This window comes from Kitasatospora sp. NPDC047058 (assembly GCF_040643935.1).
Lineage (GTDB): Bacteria > Actinomycetota > Actinomycetes > Streptomycetales > Streptomycetaceae > Kitasatospora.
The window spans coordinates 1-5,914 of sequence record NZ_JBEYVJ010000398.1 but is presented as its reverse complement, the minus strand read 5'-3'; the positions used below and the strand labels follow the sequence as shown (position 1 = coordinate 5,914).

Here is a 5,914-nt window from a genome sequence, read left to right as displayed (position 1 = left end):
GCCGATGTCCTGACGGTCGGCACGCTGGAGCGCGAGAACGCGGGCGCCTCCCGCCTGCTCACCTCGCTCGCGCAGGCCTACGTCGGCGGTCTGCCCGTCGACTGGAAGACCGTCCTGCCGGCCGCCGGGCAGGTGGACCTGCCGACCTACGCCTTCCAGCGTCAGCGGTACTGGCTGGAGCCCTCGGCCGTCAGCGTGACCCCCGTCGCCGGCGACGGCTCGGGCACCGCCGCCGAGGCCCGGTTCTGGGCCGCCGTCGAGGGCGGCGACCTGGCCCACATCGCCGAGGTCCTGGAGCTGGACGACCAGCGCTCCCTCGGCGAGGTGCTGGAGGCGCTGACCTCCTGGCGCCGCCGCGAGCGCGACCGTTCGGCGACGGAGGCCTGGCGCTACCGCGTCACCTGGGCGCCGGTCGTGGACACCGGCACCGGCGCGCCCACCGGCCGCTGGCTGCTGCTCGCCGACCGGGCCGACGACGAGCTGACGCAGTCCTGCGTCCGGGCACTGGCGGCCCGCGGCGCGGACGTCACCGTCGCCGCGCTGCCGGCCGATGCCCTGGACCGGGGCGACGTGGCGGCCGTCATCGGCGCGGCACTGCAGGACGGCGAGGAGCCGGCCGGCATCGTGTCGCTGCTGGCCCTGGACGAGACGCCCGTGCCCGGGCACCCCGCGGTCCCGCGGGGCTTCGCCACCACGCTGGCCGCGGTGCAGGCGCTCGGCGACACCGGCCTCGACGCACCGCTGTGGGTGCTCACCCGCGGCGCCGTCGCGGCGACGCCGGGCGAGGCGCTGACCAGCCCGCTGCAGACCCAGATCTGGGGCTTCGGCCGGGTCGTCGGCCTCGAACACCCCGACCGCTGGGGCGGGTTGGTCGACCTTCCGGCCGCGTTCGACGAGCAGGCCGCGGCCCGGCTGTGCGCGGTGCTGGCCGGCTGCGGCGAGGACCAGGTCGCCATCCGTCCGGCCGCGGTCTTCGGCCGCCGGCTCACCAGGGCCGGGCAACCCCGCGGCAACGCCGGGCAGTTCGTGCCGGGCGGCACCGTCCTGATCACCGGTGGCACCGGTGCGATCGGCGGGCACGTGGCCGACTGGCTGGCCGGCCGCGGCGCCAAGCGACTCGTGCTGACCAGCCGGTCCGGAGCCTCCGCCGCCGGTCTGGCCGCCAGGGTCGCCGAACTGGCGGCCCGGGGCAGCAGCGTGGACGTGGTGGCCTGCGACGCGGCCGACCGCTCGCACCTGGCCGGGCTGCTGGACCGGATCGCGGCGGAGGGCCCCGCCCTGTCCGCGGTGTTCCACACCGCCGGTGTCGTCCAGCACTCCACCGTGCACGAGACCGACCTGGCCGAGACCGCCGCGGTGCTGGCCGCCAAGGCCGCCGGCGCCGTGCACCTGGACGAGCTGACCGCCGGCCTGGACCTCGACGCCTTCGTCCTCTTCTCCTCGATCGCGGCGACCTGGGGCAGTGGTCTCCAGCCCGCCTACGCCGCGGCCAACACCTTCCTGGACGGCCTGGCCGAGTACCGCCGGGCGCAGGGCCGGACCGCGACCTCGGTGGCCTGGGGTTCCTGGGGCGGCGGCGGCATGACCGACGAGGCGGGCGCCGCACAGGGCAGCCGCCGCGGACTGATCGTCATGGACAAGGACCACGCCGTCCAGGCGCTAGCCCAGATCCTGGACGGCGGCGAGGAACAGCTGACGGTCGCCGACATCGACTGGGCGCGGTTCGCCCCGCCGTTCACGCTGCGCCGGCCCAGCCCGCTGATCGAGACCCTGCCGGAGGTCCGGCAGGCGCTGGCCGGTGACCTGCCGGCCGCGACCGCGGGCGACCCGGCCGGCGGCTCGGACGCGAGCGCGTCCTGGAAGCAGCGGCTGGCGGGCCTGGCCCGCATCGAGCAGAACCGGATGCTGGTCACCCTGGTCCAGACCCAGGCGGCCGCCGTCCTCGACTACGCGTCGCCCGACGCCGTCGAGGCCACCCGTGCCTTCAGCGACCTGGGCTTCGACTCGCTGACCTCGGTCGAGCTGCGCAACCGGCTCAGCGCCGCCACCGGCCTGCAGCTGCCCGCGACCCTGATGTTCGACGCCCCCACGCCCACGGCCGCCGCCGAGTTCCTGCTGGCTCAGCTGGCGGGCGTCCCCGACGCCGCGCAGACCGCGCCGGTCGTCGCGGCGGCGACCGACGAGCCGCTGGCGATCGTCGGCATGGCGTGCCGGTACCCGGGCGGGGTGACCGGCCCGGAGGAGATGTGGGACCTGGTGACCGCCGGGACCGACGCCATCTCCGTCCTGCCGGAGGACCGGGGCTGGGTCATCGAGGGCCGCGGCGACGCCGCCGACGGCGGACCCGTCCGGGCGGGCGGCTTCGTCTACGACGCGACCGGCTTCGACGCGGGGTTCTTCGGGATCAGCCCGCGCGAGGCCGTGTCGATGGACCCGCAGCAGCGGCTGCTGCTGGAGGTGGCCTGGGAGGCGCTGGAGCGGGCCGGTCTCGACCCCGCGGCGCTGCGCGGTTCGGCGACCGGTGTCTTCGCCGGCGCGTCCGCCTCGGGCTACGGCTGGAGCTCCGGCCTGCAGGGCGAGCTGGACGGGCACCTCGTCACCGGGATCTCGACCAGTGTCGTCTCCGGCCGGGTGTCGTACGTACTGGGCCTGGAGGGCCCGGCGGTGACGGTCGACACGGCCTGCTCGTCCTCGCTGGTCGCCCTGCACCTCGCCTGCCAGGCGGTGCGCTCCGGTGAGTGCACGCTGGCCCTGGCGGGCGGCGTCATGGTGGCGGCCAACCCGCTCCTGTTCGACCAGTTCAGCCGGCAGATGGGCCTGGCGCCGGACGGACGGTGCAAGCCGTTCTCGGCGGGGGCCGACGGCATGGGCCTGGGCGAGGGCGCGGGCATGCTCGTCGTCGAGCGCCTGTCGGACGCGCAGCGCAACGGGCACCGGGTGCTCGCGGTGATCCGCGGCAGCGCGACCAACCAGGACGGTGCGTCCAACGGTCTCACCGCCCCCAACGGCCCCTCGCAGCAGCGGGTGATCCGCGCGGCGCTGGCGAACGCCGGGGTCCGTGCCGACGAGGTCGACGTGGTGGAGGCGCACGGGACGGGTACCCCGCTCGGGGACCCGATCGAGGCGCAGGCGCTGCTCGCCACCTACGGCCAGGAGCGCGGCGGCAACGGCCCGCTGCGACTGGGCTCGGTGAAGTCGAACATCGGGCACACCCAGGCCGCGGCCGGTGTGGCCGGTGTGATCAAGATGGTGATGGCGCTGCGGAACCGGGAGCTGCCGGCGACGCTGCACGCCGCCGAGCGTTCCCCGCACATCGACTGGTCCGCCGGTGAGGTGGAGCTGCTGACCGAGGCGGTGCCGTGGTCGGCCGAGGGCCGGGTGCGCCGGGCCGGCATCTCGTCGTTCGGGATGAGCGGCACCAACGCGCACCTCATCCTGGAGGAGGCCCCGGCCGGGGACGCCGCGGAGGCGGAGGTCCCGGACGGGCCGGCCGACGAGGTCCGCCCGGCCGTGGTGGTCGAGGACGGGCCGGCCGCGTGGCTGGTGTCGGGCCGGTCGGCGCGGGGGCTGGCGGCCCAGGCGGGCCGGCTGCGGGACTGGGTGTCGGCGCGGCCGGAGCTGGTGCCGGCGGAGGTGGCGTGGTCGCTGGCGGCGACGCGCTCCGTCTTCGAGCACCGGGCCGTCGTGGTCGGCGGCGACCGGGGTGCGCTGGCGTCGGGTCTGGAGAGTCTGGCCCTCGGCACTCCGGCCGGTTCCGTGGTGTCGGGTGTGGCCCGGGCCGGGGGCCGGACGGCGTTCGTGTTCGCCGGCCAGGGTGCGCAGTGGGTCGGCATGGGCCGTGAGCTGGCGCAGTCGAGCCCGGTGTTCGCGGCGCGGCTGGCGGAGTGCGAGGCGGCGCTGGCGCCGTACGTGCCGTGGTCGGTGCGCGACGTCATCGCCGGGGCCGAGGGTGCTCCCGGCTTGGACTCGGCCGACGTGGTGCAGCCGGTGCTGTGGGCGATCATGGTGTCGCTGGCGGCGGTCTGGGAGGCCGCGGGCGTCCGGCCCGATGCCGTCCTGGGCCACTCGCAGGGCGAGATCGCGGCGGCGACCGTCGCCGGGATGCTGTCCCTGGAGGACGGCGCCCGCGTGGTGACCGTCCGCGCCCGGGCGCTGTCCAGCCTGTCCATCCAGGGCTCGATGGTCTCGGTCGTGATGCCGTCGCCGGCCGTGCGCGAGATCGTCGAGGGCTGGGGCGAGCGGCTGTCGGTGGCCGCGGTCAACGGCCCGGCCGCGGTCGTCGTCTCGGGCGAGCCGGACGCGCTGTCCGAGTTCGAGCGGGAGCTGGCCTCGCGCAAGGTGCTGCGCTGGCGGATCCCGGAGACCGACTTCGTCGCGCACTCGCCGGCGGTGGAGCCGCTGGCCGCCGTGCTGGAGAAGGAGCTGGCCGGGATCGCCCCGCAGGCCGGCCGGGTGCCGATGATCTCCACGGTCACCGGCGAGTGGCTGACCGGCACCGAGGTGGACTCCGCGTACTGGTACGCGAACCTGCGCCGGATGGTGCGTTTCGAGGAGGCCGTCCGTACGCTCCTCGGCGGCGGCTACGGCGCGTTCGTCGAGGTCTCGACGCACCCGGTGCTGACCGCCTCGGTCACCGAGACCGCCGAGGACGCCGGCTTCGACGTGCTGAGCGTGGGCTCGCTGGAGCGCGACAACGGCGGGGCCACCCGTCTGGTCACCGCTCTCGCCCAGGCCTACGTCGGCGGCCTGCCCGTCGACTGGGCGACGGTCCTGCCGGCCGCCGGTCGGGTGGAGCTGCCGACCTACGCCTTCCAGCACCAGCACTACTGGCTGCAGGCGGCCGCCACGGCGTCCCCGCTGGGCGGCGACGGGGCGAGCACGGAGGCCGAGGCCCGGTTCTGGGCCGCGGTCGAGGGCGGTGACCTGGCCCGGCTCGCCGACACCCTGGCGATCGAGGACCAGCAGCAGCTCGCCGAGGTGCTGCCCGCGCTGGCGACCTGGCGGCGCCGTGAGCAGGACCGCTCGGTGACGGAGAACTGGCGCTACCGGGTCACCTGGGCGCCGGTCGCGGACCCCGCCCCCGCCCGGCTGTCCGGGGCCTGGCTGGTCGTCACCCCGGCCGGTCGGGCCGGTGCGGACCTCGTCCGCCGGTGCACGGCGGCGCTGACCGCCCGCGGTGCCGAGCCCGTCGTCCTGGAGGCCGCGGCCGGGGACGGCCGGGAGCGGACGGCCGAGCGGATCCGCGCGCTGCTGCCCGACGCCGGGTTCGCCGGCGTGGTGTCGCTGCTGGCCCTGGACGAGGCGTCCGTCCCGGAGTACCCGGTGGTCCCCCGGGGCCTGGCCGCGACGCTGACCCTGGTGCAGGCGCTGGGCGCCGCCGGGGTGGACGCCCCGCTGTGGGTGGTCACGTCCGGTGCGGTGGCCGGCGGGCCGGGCGAGGGCCCGGCCAGCCCGGTGCAGACGCAGGTCTGGGGCCTGGGCCGCGTCGTCGCGCTGGAACACCCCGACCGCTGGGGCGGGTTGGTGGACCTTCCCCCAGCCTTCGGCCGGGGAGGCCCCCATGCCGTGCTCGACGAGCAGACCGCGGGACGGCTGGCCGCGGTGCTGGCCGGCTGCGGTGAGGACCAGGTGGCGGTCCGTCCGGCCGGGATCCTGGCCCGCCGGCTCACCCGGGCCCCCCACCCGGGCCCGGCGGACCGGCCGTGGACGCCCGGCGGGACCGTCCTGGTCACCGGCGGCACCGGCGCGATCGGCGGGCACGTGGCCCGCTGGCTGGCCGGCCGCGGAGCCCCGCGGCTGGTGCTGACCAGCCGTTCCGGCCCGGCCGCCGCCGGTCTCGCCGCCGCGGTCGCCGAACTGGCGGCCCGGGGCAGCAGCGTGGACGTGGTGGCCTGCGACGCGGCCGACCGGTCGC

1 protein-coding gene is annotated in these 5,914 nt (G+C 76.8%); it reads left to right on the top strand.

Annotation, left to right across the window (positions count from 1 at the left end):
* Positions 1-5,914, top strand: a 5,914-nt coding sequence (locus tag ABZ885_RS33850; RefSeq protein ID WP_360197340.1) for a type I polyketide synthase, incomplete at both ends; no start/stop codon positions are given.